Annotated in this window: 21 protein-coding genes; 13 read left to right on the forward strand and 8 right to left on the reverse strand. The window is 39.2% G+C overall.

Features of this window, described 5'->3' with window-relative positions; translation table 11 throughout:
* The first annotated feature begins 18 nt into the window (after positions 1 to 18).
* Positions 19 to 576, forward strand: a complete 558-nt coding sequence (locus PARC_RS15060) for a YqgE/AlgH family protein (RefSeq protein WP_007585401.1) — start codon at positions 19 to 21, stop codon at positions 574 to 576.
* 38 nt (positions 577 to 614) lie between these two features.
* Positions 615 to 1,064 carry a Holliday junction resolvase RuvX gene (gene ruvX / locus PARC_RS15065; protein WP_008170791.1) on the forward strand — a complete coding sequence of 150 codons (450 nt, stop codon included), beginning with the start codon at positions 615 to 617 and terminating at the stop codon, positions 1,062 to 1,064.
* A gap of 89 nt (positions 1,065 to 1,153) precedes the next feature.
* Here ruvX and PARC_RS15070 read toward each other — a convergent pair whose 3' ends face one another.
* Both PARC_RS15070 and PARC_RS15075 read right to left on the reverse strand, forming a co-directional pair.
* On the reverse strand, positions 1,154 to 2,290 hold the full coding sequence (locus PARC_RS15070) for a PilT/PilU family type 4a pilus ATPase (RefSeq protein ID WP_010553294.1): 1,137 nt from the start codon (positions 2,288 to 2,290) through the stop codon (positions 1,154 to 1,156).
* A 9-nt stretch (positions 2,291 to 2,299) separates the two neighbouring features.
* Positions 2,300 to 3,340, reverse strand: coding sequence for a type IV pilus twitching motility protein PilT (locus PARC_RS15075; RefSeq protein ID WP_007585408.1), 1,041 nt, complete (start codon positions 3,338 to 3,340; stop codon positions 2,300 to 2,302).
* 2 nt (positions 3,341 to 3,342) lie between these two features.
* Between PARC_RS15075 and PARC_RS15080 the strand changes: the two genes are divergently transcribed.
* The 8 genes from PARC_RS15080 (at position 3,343) to PARC_RS15115 (ending at position 10,358) form a co-directional block, all read left to right on the forward strand.
* The gene (locus PARC_RS15080) at positions 3,343 to 4,056 is read left to right on the forward strand and encodes a YggS family pyridoxal phosphate-dependent enzyme (protein ID WP_007585410.1); all 714 of its coding nucleotides are present in this window, start codon (positions 3,343 to 3,345) and stop codon (positions 4,054 to 4,056) included.
* Between the two features lie 17 nt (positions 4,057 to 4,073).
* The gene (gene proC / locus PARC_RS15085; protein ID WP_007585412.1) at positions 4,074 to 4,895 is read left to right on the forward strand and encodes a pyrroline-5-carboxylate reductase; all 822 of its coding nucleotides are present in this window, start codon (positions 4,074 to 4,076) and stop codon (positions 4,893 to 4,895) included.
* A gap of 27 nt (positions 4,896 to 4,922) precedes the next feature.
* The gene (locus PARC_RS15090) at positions 4,923 to 5,456 is read left to right on the forward strand and encodes a YggT family protein (protein ID WP_007585413.1); all 534 of its coding nucleotides are present in this window, start codon (positions 4,923 to 4,925) and stop codon (positions 5,454 to 5,456) included.
* A gap of 59 nt (positions 5,457 to 5,515) precedes the next feature.
* Positions 5,516 to 5,959, forward strand: coding sequence for a DUF4426 domain-containing protein (locus PARC_RS15095; protein WP_010553295.1), 444 nt, complete (start codon positions 5,516 to 5,518; stop codon positions 5,957 to 5,959).
* Between the two features lie 4 nt (positions 5,960 to 5,963).
* The gene (locus tag PARC_RS15100) at positions 5,964 to 6,563 is read left to right on the forward strand and encodes an XTP/dITP diphosphatase (protein WP_007585416.1); all 600 of its coding nucleotides are present in this window, start codon (positions 5,964 to 5,966) and stop codon (positions 6,561 to 6,563) included.
* On the forward strand, positions 6,560 to 7,696 hold the full coding sequence (gene hemW / locus PARC_RS15105; protein ID WP_010553296.1) for a radical SAM family heme chaperone HemW: 1,137 nt from the start codon (positions 6,560 to 6,562) through the stop codon (positions 7,694 to 7,696). The genes PARC_RS15100 and hemW overlap by 4 nt, the downstream gene beginning before the upstream one ends.
* A gap of 68 nt (positions 7,697 to 7,764) precedes the next feature.
* Complete coding sequence (locus tag PARC_RS15110) at positions 7,765 to 9,600, forward strand: DUF885 domain-containing protein (protein WP_010553297.1); 1,836 nt, start codon at positions 7,765 to 7,767, stop codon at positions 9,598 to 9,600.
* 89 nt (positions 9,601 to 9,689) lie between these two features.
* Positions 9,690 to 10,358, forward strand: coding sequence for a hypothetical protein (locus PARC_RS15115; RefSeq protein ID WP_010553298.1), 669 nt, complete (start codon positions 9,690 to 9,692; stop codon positions 10,356 to 10,358).
* Here PARC_RS15115 and PARC_RS15120 read toward each other — a convergent pair.
* Positions 10,341 to 10,784 carry a hypothetical protein gene (locus PARC_RS15120; protein WP_007585421.1) on the reverse strand — a complete coding sequence of 148 codons (444 nt, stop codon included), beginning with the start codon at positions 10,782 to 10,784 and terminating at the stop codon, positions 10,341 to 10,343. The two genes, PARC_RS15115 and PARC_RS15120, sit on opposite strands and share 18 nt — an antisense overlap.
* A gap of 322 nt (positions 10,785 to 11,106) precedes the next feature.
* On the reverse strand, positions 11,107 to 11,823 hold the full coding sequence (locus PARC_RS15125; RefSeq protein ID WP_010553299.1) for an SIMPL domain-containing protein: 717 nt from the start codon (positions 11,821 to 11,823) through the stop codon (positions 11,107 to 11,109).
* Between the two features lie 114 nt (positions 11,824 to 11,937).
* Between PARC_RS15125 and PARC_RS15130 the strand changes: the two genes are divergently transcribed.
* Together PARC_RS15130 and PARC_RS15135 are read left to right on the forward strand one after the other, a co-directional pair.
* Positions 11,938 to 14,607, forward strand: a complete 2,670-nt coding sequence (locus tag PARC_RS15130) for a bifunctional acetate--CoA ligase family protein/GNAT family N-acetyltransferase (RefSeq protein ID WP_010553300.1) — start codon at positions 11,938 to 11,940, stop codon at positions 14,605 to 14,607.
* On the forward strand, positions 14,607 to 15,560 hold the full coding sequence (locus tag PARC_RS15135; protein ID WP_010553301.1) for an ion transporter: 954 nt from the start codon (positions 14,607 to 14,609) through the stop codon (positions 15,558 to 15,560). The genes PARC_RS15130 and PARC_RS15135 overlap by 1 nt, the downstream gene beginning before the upstream one ends.
* Positions 15,561 to 15,576: 16 nt before the next feature.
* Here the strand turns inward: PARC_RS15135 and PARC_RS15140 are convergent, their stop codons facing one another.
* From PARC_RS15140 to PARC_RS15150, 3 genes are read right to left on the reverse strand one after another with little or no spacing between them, the layout of a single operon-like run.
* Positions 15,577 to 20,079, reverse strand: a complete 4,503-nt coding sequence (locus PARC_RS15140; protein WP_010553302.1) for an EAL domain-containing protein — start codon at positions 20,077 to 20,079, stop codon at positions 15,577 to 15,579.
* A 25-nt stretch (positions 20,080 to 20,104) separates the two neighbouring features.
* Positions 20,105 to 20,506 carry a GNAT family N-acetyltransferase gene (locus PARC_RS15145; RefSeq protein ID WP_010553303.1) on the reverse strand — a complete coding sequence of 134 codons (402 nt, stop codon included), beginning with the start codon at positions 20,504 to 20,506 and terminating at the stop codon, positions 20,105 to 20,107.
* Between the two features lie 14 nt (positions 20,507 to 20,520).
* A complete protein-coding gene (locus tag PARC_RS15150) occupies positions 20,521 to 20,724 on the reverse strand; it encodes a DUF3283 family protein (protein ID WP_002962585.1) in 204 nt (67 codons plus the stop codon).
* A gap of 118 nt (positions 20,725 to 20,842) precedes the next feature.
* On the opposite strand from PARC_RS15150, the gene PARC_RS15155 reads away from it, so the two are divergent.
* Positions 20,843 to 21,541 (forward strand): substrate-binding periplasmic protein, encoded by a 699-nt coding sequence (locus PARC_RS15155; protein WP_007586939.1) that lies wholly within the window; start codon positions 20,843 to 20,845, stop codon positions 21,539 to 21,541.
* Here PARC_RS15155 and PARC_RS15160 read toward each other — a convergent pair.
* Positions 21,538 to 21,783 (reverse strand): DUF1289 domain-containing protein, encoded by a 246-nt coding sequence (locus PARC_RS15160; RefSeq protein ID WP_007586940.1) that lies wholly within the window; start codon positions 21,781 to 21,783, stop codon positions 21,538 to 21,540. The genes PARC_RS15155 and PARC_RS15160 overlap by 4 nt on opposite strands.
* Between the last annotated feature and the right edge of the window lie 82 nt (positions 21,784 to 21,865).

The raw sequence follows: 21,865 nt of genomic DNA on the forward strand, positions 1-21,865 counted from the left end.
CTAAAAAGGGTGAAATCTATGCAGTCATTAGAAAATCATTTTTTAATCGCGATGCCGTCGATGCAAGACCCTTTTTTTAAACGTGCTGTTACCTATATTTGTGAGCACAATGAAGATGGGGCTATGGGCTTGGTAATAAACCAACCTATTGATGTTACCGTTGGCGAACTTTTAGATAAAATAGAAATTGATAACGACAAAACTCAAAACGCAGCAAAAGTAAGTGTGTTTGCAGGGGGACCCGTTAAAACTGACCGTGGTTTTGTTTTGCACTCTCCCCAATCAGGTTATTCAGCAAGCCAAAAACTCAGTAGCGATATTATGATCACTACCTCAAAAGACGTTTTAGCAAGCTTAACTACCGCACAAGCACCTGAACAATTTATTATTACATTGGGTTATTCAGGATGGGAGCAAGGACAACTCGAACAAGAGTTACTTGATAACAGTTGGTTGATCATAGAAGCCGATCCGAAGATCATTTTTGACACCCCCGTTGAAAAACGATGGGAAAAAGCAGTTTCAATGTTGGGCTTTGATATTAGCCAACTCAGCCCTGAAGCTGGTCACGCATAATAGTAATTTAATCCTTAGCAAACTTAAACAAGATACACATGACAAAAAAATCGCTTAAGCCGCAAGGCGAACGCACTGTAATGGGCTTTGACTTTGGCACCAAAAGTATTGGTATTGCTATTGGGCAAGAGCTAACAGGCAGCGCGTCTAGCCTTAAGGCTGTAAAAGCACAAGATGGCATTCCTAACTGGGACCATATTGCTGTACAAGTAACCGAATGGCAGCCTGACTTAATGGTTGTTGGCTTACCACTAAATATGGATGGAACGTCACAAGAGGTTACCTTTAAAGCAAAAAAGTTTGCCAACAGATTACATAATCATTATGGCATTCCGGTGCAAACACAAGACGAGCGTTTAACGACTGCGGATGCTAAAGCGCGACTTTTTGAAAGTGGTGGCTATAAAAACTTAGGCAAAGGTAACGTAGATAATATGTCTGCGGTTATTATTTTAGAAAGTTTTTTTGAGTCTAGTTACGGTGAATAAACAGGCTATATAAATAACCTGTTATATAAATAAAAAGCGCCAATTGGCGCTTTTTTTATATTAAGTATTTATATTTATTACTTTTTAAATTATTGATCGCTATTTTTATCGTCAAGGCCATCAATAGTAACGCCTTGTAAAAAGCCCGCACCTTGCTGCTCGTTATTGCGCAGTTTAATCATTAAACGTAAATCATTTGGCGAATCAGCATGATGCAGTGCATCAGCGTAATTAATTCGCTGCTGTCTATACAGCTCAAATAATGCTTGGTCAAAGGTTTGCATGCCCATTTCTTTCGATTTAGCCATTGCCTCTTTAATACCACCAATATCACCGTTTTTAATCAGTTCAGCAACCATTGGTGAGTTAAGCAATATTTCAATAGCTGCAACACGGCTTTCACCATCAGCAGTCGGTACTAATTGCTGGGCCACAATTGCACGTAAGTTAAGTGCTAAATCGTACTTAAGCTTATCGTGTTTTTCTTTTGGAACTAAATGCATAATACGGTCAATCGCTTGGTTAGCATTGTTAGCATGCAGTGTTGCAACACATAAATGGCCTGTTTCGGCAAAGCTTAGTGCGTATTCCATAGTTTCTTGAGAGCGAATTTCACCAATCAAAATTACATCGGGAGCTTGGCGTAATGAGCTTTTAAGTGCTGACTCAAAGCTTTCGGTATCAAGCCCTACTTCGCGTTGAGTAATAATACTTTTGCGATGCTCATGAACAAATTCAATCGGATCTTCAATAGTCAGTATATGACCACGTTGATGTCGGTTACGGTAACCAATAAGTGCGGCTAGCGAGGTTGATTTACCCGTGCCAGTACCACCGACGAACAAAACAAGGCCACGCTTAGACATAATTACATCGGTAAGAATAGAAGGAAGACCTAGCTCACTCACATCAGGTATTTGCGTAACAATGCGGCGAATAACCATACCTGCTTTATCGCGTTGCCAAAAAGCAGAAATACGAAAACGCCCTTCGTCGGTGGCAATCGCAAAGTTACATTCTTTCGTTGTATGAAACTCTGCTTTTTGCTTTTCGCTCATTGCAGATTCAACTAACTCAAGCGATTGCTCATCTGTAAGCCTATCGTCACTGAGGGCTGTTAGCTCGCCGTTTATTTTTGCACTTACAGGTAGCTGACTCGATACAAATAAGTCAGAGCCTTTTTTCTCAATCATGATGAGTAAAAAGTCGTTTAAAGATAAAGCCATAATAGTTTCTTACCCGCCAAATTGTGTTTTGTCTTGTGCTTTTTCTTTCGCTGCCGCATTTGTAACAATGCCGTGATTAACTAAATTAGTTAAACATTGATCCATTGTTTGCATGCCCACAGACGCACCGGTTTGAATAGACGAGTACATTTGTGCAATTTTATCTTCACGAATTAAGTTACGAATAGCAGGTACTGCAATCATAATTTCGTGTGCTGCAACTCGCCCGCCACCAATCTTTTTAAGCAGTGTTTGCGAGATAACAGCACGCAAAGATTCAGATAACATTGAACGTACCATTGATTTTTCTTCACCTGGGAATACATCGATAATACGGTCAATGGTTTTTGGTGCAGATGTTGTATGCAACGTGCCAAACACTAAGTGGCCTGTTTCAGCAGCGGTCATTGCAAGACGAATTGTTTCTAAATCACGTAACTCACCCACAAGTATTACATCTGGATCTTCACGCAATGCACTACGTAGCGCGTTTGAAAAGCTATGAGTATCGCGATGTACCTCACGTTGATTAATAAGGCTTAATTTATTATCGTGAACAAACTCGATTGGATCTTCTATTGTTAGAATATGGTGATGTTTATTTTGATTTATATAATCGACCATAGCGGCAAGTGTTGTTGATTTACCAGAGCCCGTTGGACCTGTCACTAACACGAGTCCACGTGGGGTATCGGAGATTGTTTTAAAAATATCTGGCGCACCTAAATCATCAAGCGTTAACACTTCACTTGGTATGGTACGAAATACCGCAGCAGGCCCGCGATTAGAGTTAAACGCATTCACACGAAAACGTGCTAAATTAGGCACTTCAAACGAAAAATCCACTTCGAGATTTTGTTCATAGTCCTTGCGTTGATTATCGTTCATAATATCGTAAACCAGACTGTTTACGTCTTTGTCTGCAAGGGCTGGTATATTAATGCGGCGAACATCACCGTCTACGCGTATCATAGGTGAAACACCCGACGATAAATGTAAATCGGATGCTTTGTGTTGCACACTAAACGCTAATAATTCGGTAATATCCATTTATGACTCCACAACTAACTGATAAATATATGGTTACAATAGCAGAACGACTCACATCCGCCTACGCTAGAATTGCAGACGCGGCAAAAATTGCACAACGAAACACTAACGAAGTCACTCTACTGGCAGTGTCTAAAACTAAACCAAGCGAAGATGTTATTGCAGCTTATGAGCATGGTCAGCGCGAATTTGGTGAATCTTATGTTCAAGAGGCTATAGATAAAATAGCTCAACTACAGTCATATAGCGACATCATTTGGCATTTCATTGGCCCTATTCAATCTAATAAAAGTGCTTTAGTGGCTGCCAACTTTGATTGGGTGCAAAGTGTTGATCGCATAAAAATAGCGAAACGATTAGATTCCCAGCGCCCAGACGATAAACAGCCTCTTAATATACTTATTCAAGTAAATATAAGTAATGAAGAAGCGAAGTCGGGTTGCCACCGCGATGAAATAGATGAACTTGCCGATTTTATTAACCAATGTGAGCACTTAACACTTCGAGGTTTAATGGCGATTCCCGCTAAAAGCAACGATCTGGATACGCAAATTCAATCTTTTGAGCAATTACAAACTTGCTTTGATAAACTAAAGACCCAATATCCTCAAGTAGATACTTTGTCGATGGGTATGAGTAACGATGTTGAAGCTGCCATTAGTGCAGGCTCAACCATGGTAAGGATCGGCACAGACATTTTTGGAACACGAACTTAAAAGGTGATAACAGATTTATGTCAGATAAAAAAATCGCATTTATAGGCACAGGTAATATGAGCTACGCCATTATTGGTGGCATGGTAAAAAACGGTTTTAACGCAAGTAACATTATTGCGACTAACCGCAACCAAGAAAAGCTTGAAAAGGTAGCCTTTGATTTCAAGGTGCAAACCACCAGTGACAATAACGAAGCCCTGCGCGATGCTGATGTAATTGTTTTGTCTGTTAAACCACAAATGATGGGCGATTTATGTAAATCGTTTCAAGAGTCGGGCGTAGATTTTAGCGATAAACTGTTTATTTCTGTTGCTGCTGGCTTAACTGTAAAACGTTTACGTGAAATGCTAGGTCAAGACGTTAAAATGGTACGCTGTATGCCAAATACACCGTCTTTATTAGGCCGTGGTGTATCAGGTTTATATGGCGCGGGCGAAACACAAAGCGAACACGAGTTTGTACAACAAGTTTTTGAATGCACTGGCATTGTTGTATGGGTCGAAAAAGAATCACAAATTAACGATATTATTGCTGTGACCGGCTCATCACCAGCTTACTTTTTCTTATTTATGGAAGCCATAGAAGAAAAAGCTAAAGCGCTGGGCTTTAATGATGAAGACGCTCGTCGTTTAGTACAGCAAACAGCCCTTGGCGCCGCAGAAATGGCACTTAGCCAGCCTGATATTACTATTTCGCAACTACGTTCAAACGTAACATCTAAAGGCGGTACTACTCACGCAGCTGTTGAGCACTTAAAAGATGAAGGCTTAACTAAAACCGTTGGCGATGCAATGGATGCGTGTATTGCGCGTGCAGAGCAAATGGAAAAAGAACTTTAAAACCACTTTTTTATTGAAGGTTACACTATGAATGCCATGCAATTTTTAATCAGTACCCTGTTTGATTTGTTTTTAATGGTGGTATTACTGCGCTTTTGGCTGCAGTGGGCAAAAGCCGACTTTTATAATCCAATGAGCCAGTTTGTGGTTAAAGCCACTTCGTTTGCGGTAAAACCACTGCGTAAAATCATTCCGGGGTTTGGCGGACTTGATTTAGCATCTCTGTTGCTGGCATTTATAGTGGCTGTAGCAAAAATTAGTACTTTAATGCTTGTTATATATAATGCGTGGGCAATACAGCCTGTAATTATACAAGCACTTATAACGGTACTAAAAGAAGGCCTTAACTTAGTTTTTTGGGTACTTATTATTCGCGCTATTTTAAGTTGGGTTAGCCAAGGTTATAACCCTATAGAAGCGGTTTTCCATCAGCTTACTGAACCAATGCTAAAACCAATTCGTAAAATATTGCCATCAATGGGTGGCTTAGATTTATCAGTTTTAGTGCTTATTATTGGTATTCAGTTTTTGCAAATGCTGCTTATGGATTTTTTAGTCTAATATGGATTTTTAATTAGAGGCCCAAAGGCCTCTTTTTTATATGTTTTGAGGAATACATAATGAACCGTTTAATTAAGTTTTGTTTTATTGCTTGTTTAGCATTTGCATTTAACGCGCAAAGCGAAGAAATGCAAGGCGCACAATATAAAGAGCTTGGCCCTTGGCAAGTGCATTACATCGCCTTTCCTTCTACTTTTATTCAGCCAAAAATAGCAAAAGCGTATGGCCTTGAGCGAAGCGGATACAAAGGCATTGTGAATATTTCTATATTAAAAAATGATGCCGAAAATACAGCCCAAACAGCAAAGCTTACTGGCACAGCTAGAAACCTACTTGGCAATAAACAAACGCTTACTTTTAAAGAAGTAAAAGAAGGTGATTCAATTTATTACCTTGCCCAAGTTGATTATACCAACGAAGAGATTTTACGCTTTGAGATTGAAATACAACAAAGTAATCAATTTCAAAAATTACAGTTTCAGCAAAAATTTTACGTAGATTAATAACATGACCAAAACTTTAGTACTTGCTACAGGTAACCCTGGCAAAGTAAATGAGCTAGCTAACATGCTAAGCCCTCTGAATATTAATGTAGTTCCACAGAGCGATTTTAACGTAGGTGAAGTTGCCGAAACCGGCACTACCTTTGTTGAAAATGCCATTATTAAAGCGCGTCATGCCGCTAAAATTACTGGCATGCCTGCTATTGCCGATGACTCAGGTTTAGAAGTTGATGGCCTAAATGGCGCACCCGGTGTTTACTCTGCCCGTTTTGCAGGCCCAGGTGCCAGCGATCAAGATAACATTGATAAGTTACTCGTAGACTTGGGTAATAACCCTATCCGTAGTGCTCGTTTTTGGTGTGTACTGGTATTAATGCGCCACGCAGATGACCCTACCCCCCTTATTTGCAGTGCAAGCTGGGAAGGCGAAATTACGCTCACTCAAAATGGCAACGGTGGCTTTGGTTACGACCCTGTATTTTTTGTACCAGAGAAAAATTGTACCAGTGCTGAGCTTACAAAAGAGCAAAAAAATGCAGTGAGTCATCGCGGCCAAGCACTACAAAAACTATTGCTAGAGCTACAGCAAAAAGGCGGCCTGTGAACCTTCCACCACTGAGCTTATATGTGCACGTACCTTGGTGCGTGCAAAAATGCCCGTACTGCGATTTTAATAGCCACGGACAAAAAGGTGAAATACCTGAAGCTGAATATGTTCAGCATTTAATTGATGATTTAAAAGCAGATTTGCACTTAGTGCAAGGGCGTAAAATTCACAGTATCTTTATTGGTGGCGGTACTCCGAGCTTATTAACTGGTGCGGCTTATACTCGTTTATTAAATGAAGTCGACAACCTAATTGGTCTTGAAGAACACTGCGAAATTACCCTTGAAGCCAACCCAGGTACAGTAGAAACAGGTCGCTTTAAAGATTACGTAAAAGCAGGCATTAACCGTATTTCTATCGGTGTGCAAAGCATGCAAAACGACAAGTTAAAAGCACTTGGTCGGATTCATGGCAGCGACGAGGCAAACTATGCCGCGCAACAAGCTAAAGAAGCCGGTTTAAATAGCTTTAACCTTGATTTAATGCATGGCTTACCTGGGCAAACACTTGATGATGCACTGAGTGATTTAAAACAAATAATAGCGCTCGATCCACCGCATATATCTTGGTATCAACTAACTATTGAACCCAATACTCAGTTTGCTTCAAAACCACCTACCTTGCCACAAGACGAAATACTGTGGGACATTCAAGAGCAAGGGGTCGAGTTACTAGCTCAAGCAGGTTACATACAATACGAAATATCGGGCTATGCAAAACCAGGCTATCAGTGCCAACATAACTTGAATTATTGGCGTTTTGGCGATTATCTCGGTATTGGCTGCGGCGCGCATGGTAAGGTTACTGATGCAAATACAGGGCTTATTACGCGTACTGAAAAGGTTAAACACCCACGCGGCTATATGGATTTAATTAAACCGTATATGTACAAAAGCTGGCATGTAGAGCAAGACGATTTAGCGTTTGAATTTTTTATGAATCGCTTTCGCCTTGTTGAGCCTTGCCCAATTAATGATTTTAATAAACTTACAACACTACCACTGCAAAGTCAGCAAAGTGCATTAAACCAAGCAATTAATAAAGGTTTATTGACTCAAACAGACAGCCATTGGCAGGTAAGCTTAAAAGGTCATCGCTTTTTAAATGACCTGCTAGAATTATTTGTGTAGCCCCCAGCGCTACACAAAAAATAAATATAAAACACCCTAATGGGTTTCTAACAACAAAAGGGAAAACAATGCGTAAACTTACTTTTATTGCGGCCGCAGTAAGCGTTGCACTACTTGCTGGTTGCCAGCAAACAACACAGCAAGCGACTTCAGCTCCTATTGCACAAGCAGTTCAATCACAACAAAGTGAAATAGACAAAGCCAATGCATTTTTTGAAGATACATTTAACCGCGACGTAATGAGCAGTCCTGTATATCAAACATACATGGGTATTAAGCAAGATTACGATAAGTGGGATGATGGCAGCGAAGAAAGACAGCTTAAAGATTTAGCGCAAACAAAAGCTGACCTAGTTGCACTAAAAGCAATCAGCCGTGATTTATTAGATGATGCAACAAAAGTTAGCTACGACTTAAAAAAACAAGATCTTGAAAGCTCAATTGCTGACTTTAAATGGCGCTACCATAATTACCCTGTGAACCAAATGTTTGGTACGCATTCTATGATCCCTGCATTTTTAATTAATCAGCACTCAATTAGTAATGTAAAAGAAGCTAAAGACTACATTTCTCGTTTAAATGGTGTAACTGGTGTTATTGATCAGCTTATCGTTGATTTAACTGTACGTGCAGAAAAAGGCATCATTGCCCCTAAATTTGTATTCCCGCATGTTATTGATTCAAGCAAAAACATTATTCACGGTGCACCGTTTGAAAAAGGCGATGATTCTACATTGCTTGCTGACTTTAAACGTAAAGTAACAGCGCTTGAAATTAGCCAAGACGAAAAAGACTCGTTAATCAGCGATGCATCAGATGCATTAAAATCGGCTGTTAAACCATCTTACTCTAAGTTAATTAATTACCTTGCACAGCTTGAAAAACGCGCAGATGATCGCGATGGCGCATGGAAATTACCTGATGGCGAAGCGTTTTATAACAACGCACTTAAGCGCACAACTACAACAGATTTAACTGCTAAAGAAATCCATGCAATTGGCCTATCTGAAGTGGCACGTATTCATGATGAAATGCGTGAAATTAAAGACAAAGTTGGCTTTAAAGGCGACTTAAAAGCGTTTATGCAGTTTATGAAAACTGACAAGCAATTTTACTACCCTAATGATGCACAAGGTAAACAACGCTACCTTGATGAAGCCACTGGGCTTATTGATACAATGAAAACGCGTTTAGATGAGTTATTCATTGTTAAACCAAAAGCAGGTTTAAAAGTAAAAGCGGTTGAAGCATTCCGTGAAAAAGCAGCAGGTAAAGCATTTTACCAACAGCCGGCTCCAGATGGGTCACGCCCAGGTGTTTACTACGCTAACCTTTTTGATATGGAAGCAATGCCAACGTATCAAATGGAAGCACTGGCATACCATGAAGGTATTCCAGGACACCACATGCAAATAGCTATTTCGCAAGAGCTAGAAGGAATTCCTAAATTCCGTAAATTTGGTGGCTACACAGCGTATATTGAAGGTTGGGGTTTATACTCAGAGTTCATTCCTAAAGAAATGGGCATGTACTCAGACCCTTACTCAGATTTTGGTCGCCTTTCAATGGAATTATGGCGCGCATGTCGCTTAGTTGTTGATACGGGTATTCACGCAATGAAGTGGACTCGCCAAGAAGGTATTGATTACTACGTAAATAACACGCCTAATGCAACATCTGACGGTGTTAAAATGGTTGAGCGTCACATTGTAATGCCTTCACAAGCAACGGCTTATAAAGTGGGTATGCTTAAGATTTTAGAGCTTCGTGAAGAAGCTAAAAAGCAACTTGGTGATAAATTTGATATTCGCCAGTTCCACGACGTAGTGCTTAAAAATGGTCCTGTACCACTTAATGTACTAGAAAACTTTGTTAATGAATGGGTAGCAAGCAAAAAGGCTTAAAACCAATTTAAACAATTGCTTTAAATATGAAAGGTCGCATTTGCGGCCTTTTTTGTTTTATAGTAGCAAAAAAGATTTTGGAAATAATAATGGATTTAAGCATACAACTACTTAATGCGCGTATTTCAAAGCAGCAGTTAAATGAACTCGATAACGACTTTAGGCAGTTAAGCCCTGCTCAGCAAACTTTGCAGCTTAACCATTTATATGACAGCGCCCAACGGTTGAGTGTTAAGTATGACTTTATGCAAAACATAGCAATCCGTATATTAAGTACTAATACAGCACCTTCTCTATTTATTAACCAACTCACTAATATTGACGCATTGAGCTTTTTCACCCCAGCACTGAGAGTAAATAAAGGCTTTTTAGTACAAGATACTCAAGGAAATAACGTACTACACAATGTGTTTAAGCATGCCGATGCTACAAAGCTGCCATTTAACTATGTACGCTCTTTAATGTTGTTTGAATCAAATGATGACTTAGTTAAAGCGTTGGCGCAGCCCAACTCTCACGGATTAACACCAGTTGCCTGCTACATTGCCTATGCAAATAAATCGAGCACACCGGTAAAGCATGAATTTTCAGCTTTGTTAGCATTAATGGAAATAGAGCAAAAACAAAACCCTAACGCAAAACAGAAGCTTGCCAACGTACTAAAAGGGCAAAAAGTTAACGAGACCACAATTTTACTGAGCGCCGCTTACTTGCAACGCTCAACGGCGCAAGTTGCTCACTTAATCAAGGCGCTTTAATTCACTCACAACTTCTGTACGCACACTGTCTATGGCATGTGTAATAGATTGCGCAGCACTTTGCTGATCAACCATATTTGGCCAATTTGTTTGCCAGACCTTTTGTAAGTCTTTTGTTTTTAAATGTACTTTATCAACGGCTAAGTAGCTTAAGTCATGAATTAAGTTAACTTTAACCCAGCCTTTTCTAGGGCTGCCATCTATTTTGTTATTATCGTAATGTGCGGCAAATACAATAAGCTCAAGCTCGGCTAGTTCTTGTAATATTTGAAAGCTAGCAATGCGTGTATTGTTGTTCTCTTCACTTGCCTCCATTCGCCATGCATTATAACTAAAGCCAATAAACGCAAATACTACGCTCGCTATAGCAGTAAAAAAATACGAACGGGGCGCCAGTACAAACTGACCATATTTAGACTCTGACATATTATTTCCTAGGGCCTGTTTATCTTTCGAGGTTAAATTTGCAGCAGTATGTTTGGTATTTAGGCAAGGCAGAGCCTATGCAGTGTGGTTATTCCCCATTAATAGGCGATAACGTGGAATAAATGCCAAACATGCGCTGCCCGAAGGGTTCTGCCTAGGGGCAATTTACTCTTTGTTGCCTACATGGATGTAGGTAAGGGGCGTGAGCAGGACGCGGAAGCTTTGCTCGGTTTTTACTTAGCCCGCTAGGTTACAAACCTCACGCCGCGATTAAATCGGCCCCTAGATTGAACAAATTTTAATCCTGAAAGGTCAACAAGCCCTAGTCATTTAAATAATATTCAACACTGGTTACCACTCTTATATTTTTTATTTGCGGTGTGTTTGAATCTCGATTACTGATACTAAATTGCCCTTGGCGAGCTGTTTTTATTTTGCCTAATTTTGAATTAGAGTCTTTAGCAAATTTATTAGCGACTTCACGCGCTTTTTCAGTTGCTTCTTGCACCATCGCAGGTTTTACATCATTGAGGCCTGTAAAAATGTATTCAACTTTTGTTTCGTAGCTGTCCTGCACTATCGCGATATCTTGTTTAGCAAGCTGGCTTACTTTACTCAGCGCGTTTTGCACTTTATCTGGCGCATCAGAATAAACAATAACATTTGAACGCACTATGTATCTAAATTGCTGATTTTCATTACTGTATTCACGTGCTTGCTTATCAATAACTGACTGGCTGCCTATTGTTATTTCATCGTCGTCAAAACCATGCAGTTTTAAAAAAGCAGTTACAGCATCATTTTTTTTCTCAACTCGGCTGACTAATTTTTCAAGGTTATTGTCGGCATCACTAAATTGCAGAGGCCAAATTACCGTATCGGCTATTACTTCTCGCTCGGCCAATCCCTTAACCTGCACAGTACGTTCCATCTCTTTTACACTGAGAGCTGTGCTCTTTAAAATAAACCCTAAGCTAATTAAGCCTATACTTAAACAAATAGCCGCTATAACAATGTAAAAACCGGGGGTTTTATTCACAATAATCTCCTTGATTGATATCAATAATAAGCATCTAGACGCTCGAAATAACACAGTAAACAGGGTACATTGAGACTATAAATAACGCAAAATTTAATCAGCCTAGGAAAAACCATGAGCCTTAAGCGCATTACCCAGTTTTTTAACCCAAGCTCAGTGGCCGTTATTGGTGCCTCTAATATATCAACTCGTGCTGGTTTTGTGGTTATGCGCAACTTACTTCAAGGCGGTTTTAAAGGGCCGATAATGCCCGTTACTCCAAGCCATAGCGCAGTACATGGCGTACTTGCTTACCCCTCTATTGCTGACTTACCAAAAGTACCCGACCTTGCTGTTATTTGTACTAACAAAAATACCTTAATTGATATTATTGAGCAGCTTGGAGAACTTGGCTGTAAAACGGCTATTGTTATTGCAGATGGGCTTTCTGGAGAGCAAAAAAGCGCACTTAAAGCATGCGCTCAAGCCAAACAGGTTACTTTGCTTGGACCCAATTGTTTGGGCTTGCTGATCCCTCATATTGGTTTAAATGCGAGCTTTTCACATACTGTAGCAAGCCCAGGTAAAATTGCATTTGTATCGCAATCAGCAGCAGTATGCTCAACTATTTTAGATTGGGCTAAAAACAAAGAAATTGGCTTTTCATATTTTGTATCGGTAGGTGATTGCCTTGATATAAACTTTAATGAACTACTCGACTTTTTAGGTCGTGATGCTAAAACCAAAGCTATTTTACTCTACATTGATAACATTGAAGATATTCGTGGCTTTATATCAGCAGCAAGAGCTGCTGCCTTTAGTAAACCTGTAATTGCAATTAAAACAGGTAAAACAAGTGCAGGCGCACTTGCAGCCGAAATTCACACCGGCGGAAAGCAAAGCTCTGATGCTGTTTACGATGCGTTATTTCAACGAGCGGGTATGCTGCGCGTAAATGATTTACGAGAGCTATTTGCAGCGACACAAACACTCGCCATGCATCCAAAATTATTAAAAGTAGAGCAACTGACAATTTTAACTAATGGTGGCGGCCCGGGTGTTATGGCCGTTGATGAGCTAATTCAAAGCTCCGGTAAATTAGCCGAGTTGAGCGCTGAAACCCGAAATGCGCTAAATAAAGTAATTCCGCAATCAGAAACCACCTCAAACCCTGTGGATATTTTTGGTGACTCAGCACCTGCGCGTTATAAGCAAGCATTAGAAATTTTACTGCACGCAAAAGAAGTTAAAAACTTACTGATTATCCATACTCCCTCAGCGCTTGCGCCCAGCGAAGACTATGCCAACATTATTGTAGAAACCTTACAAACATTACCCAAAATGGCACGCCCTTACGTTATAACTAATTTTATGGGTGAAGACGCATCTTACGCCGCCAGAAAAGTGTGCTCAAACAACGCAATACCAACTTATAGAACACCAGAGGGTGCTGTTGGCGCGTTTATGCACTTGGTAACGTATCGCCGTAACCAAAAGCATTTAACGCAAACACCTGAGTCGAATACAGATGACGCAAAAATAAATAAAGTAGCAGCTAAAGCGCTTATTAATGAGTTTTTAGATGACGGACAAAGCTACTTACCTACCCATCAGGCAAGCCAAGTATTAAATCACTATGGTATTACATGCATTCAAACTGAGGTGGCTTACACCCCAACAGAAGCCAGAGAGCAAGCCATAGAACTTGGTTTTCCGGTCGCGTTAAAACTTATTAGCCCAAGTATTGCTTCAAAGTCTGAAGTAGGTGGTGTGGTGCTTAACTTAAACGATGCCAACGAGGTTGAACAAACTGCTTTTGCAATGCTTATCCGTATTAAAAACACTTATCCGGATGCTGTTATTGAAGGGTTTTCATTACAAAAAATGGCGCCGCGAGCAGGCGCAAATGAGCTGCGAATTGCGATTAAAACCGAGCCTAATTTTGGTCCTGTTATATTATTAGGTGAAGCAGGAACCGGCCTTGAATATGCGCAAGCCGCTGTTGCTCTGCCTCCACTAAATATGAACTTAGCAAAGTATTTAATTGCCGCAGCGCACGATAAAGGCGTACTAAAGGAGCGCATATTACCCGAAAAAGTTGATAAGTATCGTTTGTGTGCACTGCTAACGCGTATTTCTCAGTTAGTTATTGATCAACCTGACATAAGCTCAATGGAACTTAATCCTATACTTGCCAGTAATGGACAGTTTTTAGTGCTCGATGCCACCATGACACTTAGCCGTTATCAAACTCAGAGCAATCGTAAGCGCTTATCTATTCGTCCCTACCCTATTGAACTTGTTGAAGTGGTAACACTTAAAAACAACACCCAAGCTACGCTCAGACCAATAAAGCCAGAAGATGAACAAGCCCATAAAGCATTTGACGAGTCACTTAATAAAGAAGACAGATATAAACGCTTTTTTGGCGAACTACCACAATTTAACCACGATCAACTCGCGAAAATGACGCAAATTGATTACGACCGTGAAATGGCGTTTATTGTTTGCCAACGCTTTGAAGGTAAAACTCGCACATTAGGTGTGTCTCGCGTCATTATGGACCCCGATAACCTGCATGCTGAGTTTGCCATTGTAGTACGCTCAGATTGCCAAGGTTTAGGGCTTGGTCGCATACTAATGAGTGCAGCAATTAACCATTGTAAACGCCAAGGTGTGGAATCGATTGAAGGCATAACCTTACCAGAGAATACAGGGATGATTGAGCTTGCCCGTAAGTTAGGTTTTAAAATTAGTCGCGACTTTGAAGAAGGCAGTATTAATATGGTACTTAAACTTAAATAATGAATGAACCACACACTTTAAGACAAAAAATGGCTTGCCTGTTTGAAGGCACAGGCCAGTACCATCGAGCGGGACATATTCTTGATATTGCACTCATTAGCTTAATAATGATTAACGTTGTAGCCATTGTTATTGAATCAATTCCAAGTGTGGCAGAGCAGTATTACAACGAATTCTTAGTTTTAGAAATTGTCTCGGTCGCTATTTTTGCTATTGAGTACTTAGCCAGACTTTGGGCTTGCGTAGATAAAACACAATATGCAGCAATGGAAGGGTCTCATACCAAACGTCGGCTTCGCTATTTTTTCTCACCTTTGGCAATTGTTGATTTAATTGCGATTTTACCAAGCTTAATGATGTTTTTATTTCCTCTCGATTTACGTTTTTTACGCGTGCTCCGACTATTAAGGGTATTTAAACTCACTCGCTACTCACGCGCCATGCAGCTACTTTTAAAAGCCTTTAACGATGAAGGTAGTTCATTAATGGCTGCTTTTTTTATTATGGCCGTCGTGCTTATTTTAGCTTCATGCGGAATTTACTTAATTGAGCACGACATACAACCCGATAAATTTGGCTCTATTCCTGCGGCTATGTGGTGGGCAATGGCAACATTAACAACCGTTGGTTATGGCGATGTAGTACCTATAACACCATTGGGTAAGTTTTTCGGCGGGGTTATTACACTACTGAGCATGGGAATGGTTGCAATACCTACCGGTTTACTGGCGTCTAGTTTTTCAGAACAAATACGTAAACGCCGCCAATTTTTTGAAGATGCCGTACATGAACAAATTCAAGATGGCACTCTTAATGATACTCAACAAGAACACCTAGAAGAACTACGCTATAAATTAGGCTTGAGTAAACTAGAAGCTAATAAGGCCATTAAAACGCAGTTGAATGAGCATAATAGCCATTTGTTTTGCAGGCACTGCGGTAAAAGGCCTTAAATAAGTACTGCTATTATTAATTAAATATATCACTCCAATTACGATTAATAAGCGGGAGTACTTCGGTATTAGGTACCGGTTTACTAAATAAATACCCTTGGAAATGCATGCATCCTCGCGCCTTTAAAAAGGCGAGTTGGTGCGGACTTTCTACGCCCTCAGCTACACATTCTTTACCTAAACTATCTGCAAGCGCGAGTATTGATTGAATAATAGCTTCATCGTCAGAATCTATGCCTATGTCTTGTACAAAGCTTCTATCTATTTTTAATACATCAATAGGAAAACGCTTTAAATAAGTAAGCGATGCGTAACCCGTACCAAAATCATCCATATACAATCTACAGCCCAACTTTTTAAGTTGTTCCATGCTGTGTAGTGCTTCTTTTGAATCACGCATTAATATTGATTCGGTTATTTCAAAAACAATTGCCTCAGACGACACTCCTGAATTACTTAACGCTTTTTTAATTTCAGGAACAAGGTCTTTAAACTCAAAATCAAGAGCCGATAAATTAATAGATAAATACAGGCTAGGTGAGGCTTTTCGCCACTCTTTTAGCTCTAATAAAGCGCGCGCAAAAGTCTGCAGCATAATTTTTGTAATTAGGCCTATACCTTCTGCTGCCACCGAAAACTCTTGAGTTTGCACAAGCTTATTTTCAGGCCAACGCAGCAGTACTTCAAAGCCTTCTGTTTTTTGACTTTCAGCGTTAATGATAGGCTGGTAGTAATTACAAAATTCTTCTTCTTGATACGCTTTAGTTAGCTGAGACTCAAGATGCAGCGCTCTTTGAACATGCTGATTCATCTCTTGCTTATAAAACTGATAACGCCCCTCTAAAGAGTCTTTTGCATGATATAACGCTATGCTCGCAGCTTTTAAAAGCGCAGAGCCTTGCTGTGCATCATCTGGTGATATAGCCACACCAATACTTAAATTAACGTTTACAACTTGGCCATTAATCGTAATATTTTGATTCACACAATCCATCAACTTAGTGCATATAATGAGTACTTGTTCGATTCGCTGAATATCTTCCACCAGTACTACAAATTCATCGCCACCAAATCGAGCAACACTATCAGACGGACGTAAGGAGCATTTTAAACGCTCAGCAACTTCTTTAATTAGCTCATCAGCAACTGCATGTCCCAAAGAGTCATTAAAGTATTTAAAACGCTTAATATTTATATGTAATAAAGCGACTTTACATTCGTGCAATTTTGCTTGCTCAAGGGCGTGTTCAACGCGGTCATTAAATAATGTACGATTTGGCAACCCTGTTAAGGCATCGTAGTTGGCCAATAAGTGCAGCTCGTTTTCGGCTGATTTTTGTGCGTTTATATCGGTTAAAATAATGACATAACTATTAAGGCGCTGTTCGTTATCGGCCACTGCACTTATTTTCACAAGTACATGGCGTGGCTCACCACTTGCTAAAACTACGCTGTCTTCACACGAAAAGTGCTCTCCAATAGATAGCTTTTGCATTATGCGTAAATAATCAAAACGATTGCTGCGCGATATACCTAAATTTAATGCTCGACTAGATAACGACTCAGCAGAGAAATTAAAGGCGGTTTGCAGTGATTTATTAGAAGCCCGAATATTTAAATTTTTATCGAGGATAAACACCCAATCACGTGTTTGCTCAAATGCTGCCGTAAATAGTAAAGCGTGTTCTTCAAACACCATCTCACGGGTCATATTTGTGTAGGTACCCGCTACTTTTTGTGGCGTTTTATCATCCCACTCAACGACTTTTCCAAAATCCTTATACCAGCGCCAATAGCCTTTTGCATGGCGCAGGCGGTAGGTGCAATTAAAGTAACCTTTATCGGTAGATAAAAACTCAAGCCACTCTAAGCGAAATAGCTGTTTGTCTTGCGGATGAATTTTAGATAAATATTCATCTAGGCTCACAGTTTCATTTTCGTAGCCTAATTCACTCGCTAAGCGAGGTTGGTAAATACTTGGATTACTTGATTCCCAATCCCAAACACCCGATTCGCTGCCTTCAAGCGCTAGCTTTAAACGCGCTTCGCTTTCTTTACTTTCTTTATTTGCTGCCAATAAAATACGCTGAATTTTATTACGGCGCATAACCCACATGGCAACAAAGCCAATAAACAGCATGCCGTAAAGCACCATAAAATAAGGTGCACGCCAAAGTGGATACTTTACTTTTATTTTTAAAATAGCAGGTGAGGTATATTCGCCAGTCAGGGGGTCTTTAGCCCAAACTTTTAATTGATAATTACCTGGATTCAATTTTGGAAACAATACACGGTTGTTATTTCGGGTATAACTTTTTTGTCCGTTATCGAGTTGATACTCATAAATGATGCGTTCTTGATTACTAAATGCCATGGCCGAAAATGCAACTTCAAGCCCTATATCATCATGGTTTAACACAACCTCGTTGAGCGGTTGTTTTAAATCAAGCGATAAATCTCGTGACATTAAATCAACTCGCGTAATATTTACGTGATCAATAAGCGACTGATAGTTTTGGTTTTCCATTGGATGAAAATAAGTAAAACCTTTTAAGCTACCATACGCAATATGGCCATCTTTAAGCTGTGCCATGGCGTTGCTATTAAACTCAGCAGAGAGTAGCCCTTCTGATGTAGAAAATTGCTGAAAATGAAGTGTTTCTGGGTTTAATCGCCAAATGCCTTTATGGCTACTCATCCAGATCATGCCATCATCATCTAGCACCATATCGTATAGCAGAGTGCCTAATTTATTCCTCTCTAAATCGATTGTATGGACTAATTGGTAGGTAGATGCGTCAAGGCCTATTAAGCCGAAATTAGAAAGTGATATCCACAATATATTGTTGTTATCAATTAAGTAAGAAAGCACACTAATGGCTACGTTTTCATGCTGTTTTGGCACTTTATAAATCATTTTAAGTGCTAAATCACTTGGGTTTACTTGGTATAAAATACCGGCATTAAAAAATAATGGTGAATCTGGTTTATTGCTCAGCGCAGGTAAAAAGCCATGGGCTAAAAAGGGTTCAAATTGATCAAACTGACCACCCAAACGCGTTATTACTTGAGAATCTATATTGTATATAAATACCCCATGATCTGAGTGCACAAAGTATAGATCGCCATTTGGCATTAATGTAACGCCATGTACCCTACCAGTAATTAACTCCTGATTAGCAGGGTTATGTACTTTAGGTTCGCTAACTTGATGCGTTACAGGGTCAAAAATAAACAAACCACGATTTGTATAAAGCCATAAATTATTTTTATAAGGCGTTATTTCATATACGGTAAACTCAGTGGTGAGTAAGTCGACTTTGTAATCTTTTAAATAAGCTTTACCAATATTTGTTTTTAAATCAACCTCGGTAATACCGTTATGCGTTGCAAGCCAAAGCTTGTCTTTATATTCGGTAATTCCCCAGATAGAGTGATGCGATAAACCATCCCCCCCGAGCAAAGTGCCATCGACATTATTAAAATGATAGCTGTCATGAGATAAGTAAAACGCACCGTCGGTTTTAGTCGCAACCCACGTACCACCCGATTTATCTTTAGCCATATCAATAATACTGGTATCGGCAAGTGTGTACTTACTTTGGGCTATTCGAGTGTTTTTAATCATCTCCCCGGTGTTTAAATCAAATTTAAACAAGCCTTTGTCGGTAGCTAAATCTATTGTTCCGTGTTCGTTTACTATGCTCCAAACATTTAGGTCACTTAGTAATACTTTACTTTTAAAAGGTAAATCTGGGCGTTCAAACATTTTTGATAAGTTACTAATATTAACTTCGTATAAGCCTTGTACCGCCCCTACTAACAACTGTTTATTTTCACCTAATGCGAAAGACTTAACATTATTTTGGTAAATATGTTCAGCTTCACCTTTTAAATGCTGCAGGGGTCTAACTTGCTCTGTGGCAATATCAAATACGTATGCGCCATGGCTTGTACCTATAAATATATAACCATTGTAAGCAAACAGCTTTCTCACAAGGGTATTTTTATATTTAGCAGGCAGCTCAAAAATAGTTGTGATTTTTCCGGTTGCGATATCAAGCTTTGCAAAATCGCGGCCTCGCCCAATCCAAAGTGTTTTTTTATCAACTGCCACCATACTAAAAACAGACTGATTGATAATTTCTTCTTCACTGGTAGGTTTTTCTAGAAATTGCTGATATGAATCTGTTACGGGGTCGTATCTAAATAGGCCTGCAAGTAAAGAGGCTATCCAAATGTGCCCTTGAGGGTCTTGGTAAATACGATCAATGATCGCTTCTTCTAATTCACCATTAGGGCCGTTTATTGGAATAACTTGATAGCCATCATAACGATTAAGCCCAGCCTCAGTAGAAAGCCAAAGGTAACCATTAGTGTCGATAAGCATTGTATTAACGTAGCTTTGCGATAAGCCTTCGCTTGGAGATAAACGTTTTACTTGTGCGCCTACTTGGCAACTTAGGATAGTTATTAAAACTACAAAGCAACTAATGATCCCATTAACGCATTTACTCATGCTTATTCCATATTATTATTTATTATTATGGGTACTCTAGAGCGACTATATTTCGATGTTTGTAAGTATCAAAAAGTACTTGTAAAGCAAGAGTATATGTTAACACCTGGTTAAAACCAATAGCACAATATAAATCAACTACGTTTTTATATGCGAAGGTATTAATCATCTTATCTTGCGACTTTAAGAGTGTTGATAATAGCTGTTTAGCAACACCTTTACCGCGATGTTCCAGCGCAACAAACACGGTAGATAAAAATAAGAACTCTGTTTTATCTTGCAACCTACATGCTGCAACTATTTCATTATTATAGTAAGTAACCCATACCTTATCTTGTTTATTAGCCCGCCCTCTTACATTATGTTTTTTATAAAATTTATTAACGAGTGGAACTTTTAGCCCATCCAGCAACTCAACTATATACATTTTTATATCAACACTTAGCTAAGCATTAGCGCTAAATACTGCTCAAATTTTTGCTTCAAAACCATTTGTTCAGCCATTGGACGGCTATGGATTGTATTATAAACTTGCTCTCTCGTTTTTTTATTTCGCTTAATTTGATACGCCCAAAAAGACGCTTCATAATCTAACTGAATTTGGTATTTTTCTTCACGTGGCAATAGGCATAAATTAAAACTCACAATACTTCCTCATTCGCTTTTAAAATTATTTGATTAACCCCGAAACTGGGCAAGAGGTAATCTCCTTGTTATTATACGCGTCTTATTTTATTTATTTCTGTAGTAATTGGAACTGATAATGAATAGACATTTTAGTATCTTGTTATTATTGGTAAATTTATTTTTTAGTGCCTCTTGTTTTAGTCATCAATACAACCTCACTTTTAATCGTCCGCAAAGTACACCACAAGCTGATTATGCCTTAGAGTTATTAAAGTTAGCATACGCAGATATCGGTTTTAAAATACATATAATCGATTTTAGCCACCAAAATGCTTTGCTAGCTGCAAATAATGGCGTACTTGATGGGCAGTTAGGAAGAGATGCAAGCGTTGAAGAAAATTACGAAAACTTAATTAGGGTCGATTATGAGCTATTTAAGTTTGACTTAGTATTATATAAAAACTGTTTACCTAGCAGTTTAGAACAGCTCGATAGCGTCGCAATTGTTGATGGCTACCCTGTCCAAGAACATTATTTAGCAAGCACACAGTTTGCAGGGAATATTATTAAAGTTAAAAGCATGAATACCCAACTTAATTTGCTTGCTCAGAAAAAAGTACAGGGAGCTTTAATGATTAATTTTATAATGCAAAACAATGAGCTCCCGTCACCTCAAGGTTGCTTTGTAAAAGAAGTGCTGAATACTTATCCGCTTTATCATTATTTAAATAAGCGTAATGAAAACTTGGTAGAAAAGCTTAAAATGTCATTAATTAACTTAACTAACAATGGCACTGTGTACGCACTAAGAGCCAAGTATGGATTAAGCTTTTAAAAGTCGAACCCTTGCTGCTGCGCCTGTGTGCTTGGCACTGCATTTTGCTGCTTTTTTTGAAGATAACGTTTGTAGCGCTGCTGGCACAAACTAAGCACCTTCTTTTTTTGGTCGTTAGTTAAGGTATTCCACGAAAAGCGTTCATCCCGACTACGATAACACCCTTTGCAATACCCTCTGTTATTAACTAAGCAAATACTCTTGCAAGGACTTGGAATATCAAATATTTCAATTTGTTGCATGCATAAGTACCGCCCAGTTGAAGAGGAGGTATTAGTATAGCGTTATTTTTGAGCAAAAAAAAAGCAGCAATTTAATTGCTGC

Origin of the sequence: Pseudoalteromonas arctica A 37-1-2 (assembly GCF_000238395.3) — a bacterium.
Taxonomy (GTDB): domain Bacteria; phylum Pseudomonadota; class Gammaproteobacteria; order Enterobacterales; family Alteromonadaceae; genus Pseudoalteromonas; species Pseudoalteromonas arctica.

Bases quoted from the DNA above. Each gene is read 5' to 3' on its own strand.
- PARC_RS15110 (WP_010553297.1), top strand. From the start codon at position 7,765: ATGCGTAAACTTACTTTTATTGCGGCCGCAGTAAGCGTTGCACTACTT.
- PARC_RS15060 (WP_007585401.1), top strand. From the start codon at position 19: ATGCAGTCATTAGAAAATCATTTTTTAATCGCGATGCCGTCGATGCAA.
- ruvX (WP_008170791.1), top strand. From the start codon at position 615: ATGACAAAAAAATCGCTTAAGCCGCAAGGCGAACGCACTGTAATGGGC.
- PARC_RS15135 (WP_010553301.1), top strand. From the start codon at position 14,607: ATGAATGAACCACACACTTTAAGACAAAAAATGGCTTGCCTGTTTGAA.
- PARC_RS15130 (WP_010553300.1), top strand. From the start codon at position 11,938: ATGAGCCTTAAGCGCATTACCCAGTTTTTTAACCCAAGCTCAGTGGCC.
- PARC_RS15080 (WP_007585410.1), top strand. From the start codon at position 3,343: ATGACTCCACAACTAACTGATAAATATATGGTTACAATAGCAGAACGA.
- PARC_RS15115 (WP_010553298.1), top strand. From the start codon at position 9,690: ATGGATTTAAGCATACAACTACTTAATGCGCGTATTTCAAAGCAGCAG.
- PARC_RS15100 (WP_007585416.1), top strand. From the start codon at position 5,964: ATGACCAAAACTTTAGTACTTGCTACAGGTAACCCTGGCAAAGTAAAT.
- PARC_RS15090 (WP_007585413.1), top strand. From the start codon at position 4,923: ATGAATGCCATGCAATTTTTAATCAGTACCCTGTTTGATTTGTTTTTA.
- PARC_RS15095 (WP_010553295.1), top strand. From the start codon at position 5,516: ATGAACCGTTTAATTAAGTTTTGTTTTATTGCTTGTTTAGCATTTGCA.
- proC (WP_007585412.1), top strand. From the start codon at position 4,074: ATGTCAGATAAAAAAATCGCATTTATAGGCACAGGTAATATGAGCTAC.
- PARC_RS15075 (WP_007585408.1), bottom strand. From the start codon at position 3,340: ATGGATATTACCGAATTATTAGCGTTTAGTGTGCAACACAAAGCATCC.
- PARC_RS15070 (WP_010553294.1), bottom strand. From the start codon at position 2,290: ATGGCTTTATCTTTAAACGACTTTTTACTCATCATGATTGAGAAAAAA.
- PARC_RS15120 (WP_007585421.1), bottom strand. From the start codon at position 10,784: ATGTCAGAGTCTAAATATGGTCAGTTTGTACTGGCGCCCCGTTCGTAT.
- PARC_RS15155 (WP_007586939.1), top strand. From the start codon at position 20,843: ATGAATAGACATTTTAGTATCTTGTTATTATTGGTAAATTTATTTTTT.
- PARC_RS15145 (WP_010553303.1), bottom strand. From the start codon at position 20,506: ATGTATATAGTTGAGTTGCTGGATGGGCTAAAAGTTCCACTCGTTAAT.
- PARC_RS15140 (WP_010553302.1), bottom strand. From the start codon at position 20,079: ATGAGTAAATGCGTTAATGGGATCATTAGTTGCTTTGTAGTTTTAATA.
- PARC_RS15160 (WP_007586940.1), bottom strand. From the start codon at position 21,783: ATGCAACAAATTGAAATATTTGATATTCCAAGTCCTTGCAAGAGTATT.